Source organism: Spirulina sp. CCY15215 (assembly GCF_016888125.1).
In the GTDB taxonomy this organism is placed as follows: Bacteria; Cyanobacteriota; Cyanobacteriia; order Cyanobacteriales; family Spirulinaceae; genus CCY15215.
In genome coordinates this window covers 1-934 of record NZ_JACSWA010000130.1, presented here as the reverse complement: position 1 = coordinate 934, position 934 = coordinate 1, and the positions used below count along the sequence as shown (strand labels likewise).

The window sequence follows — 934 nt, the reverse complement described above, 5'->3', positions numbered from 1 at the left end:
CTTCATCTTCTGTACCTGGAGAAGCCAATTCTACTACTAAAAAAGGATTGACTTCCTCTTGCCAAATTACATAACTCAAGCGCAACTCTTGCAAATTCGTACTGCGTCTTGCACCTAGAACCAAAAACCAATCTGGTCGTTTATACCAATGGGTATGTTGGCGATCGTAGTAGAGATTGAGATCCTTGGCAATAAAATAATCCTCTCGAAGATGGTGTGGAGATTGACAAGTTTGGGTTAGCAAATTCGGTTGAAAATCGTGAAATTCATCGGGCAAACCAAGTTCCTCCGGATCTTCGCTAGGCAAATCGTACATAGTGGGCAGAGATTTCTGCTTGGAATAGGAAGGTTGAAGTTGAACCATGAGAAAAAGGTCAAGACACTCTAAAAACAAGTGTATCCTAAAGAAAAAGATAAACCGAGATCGGGTCACTAGTGGTCTGTCAAGGATATTTTGGAGGATCTACTCCTAACTGTAAAAGGCGATCGCGTAACTGTTGTATAGTTGCCTCAGCATTATCTGCTCTTTCTCGTTGGCGATCGCGCTCATTTTCAGCTAAGATAGCTCGTTGTCGTTCTCGTTGTTTTTCGTGTCGTTCTCGTTCCTTCTCTCTTGCTTCATAATCGGCACGTTCATTGGGAGTAGGAATCCAATTACCAAACTGATCATAAAAGCGCAACCATAACCCCTCTACTCCCTCATAAATTCCTTCCCACAAACCCAAACCCAACCCCAACTCCTCCAACCACAATCGCCCCTCTTCTAAGTCTAACGGTTCATATTTTCCCGATTCTAAAACAAAACCCTGAAACTGATTTTCATAGCGATCGTAAATGACATAATAAGGAACTTGTAAGATTTCTTCGTAAACCTCCCATTTTGTCGGTCTTATTTCCTTTTTTCGCTGAGTTCTGCCTAAATCTTCATCTTCTG

The 934-nt window shown here is 41.9% G+C and carries 2 protein-coding genes; both read right to left on the bottom strand.

The window, feature by feature from the left end; genetic code table 11:
• Positions 1–364 (bottom strand): Uma2 family endonuclease (locus tag JUI58_RS00600; protein ID WP_204101813.1); only part of this gene is annotated, 364 nt, incomplete at its 3' end.
• Between the two features lie 79 nt (positions 365–443).
• Positions 444–934 (bottom strand): Uma2 family endonuclease (locus tag JUI58_RS00595; protein ID WP_204101812.1); only part of this gene is annotated, 491 nt, incomplete at its 5' end.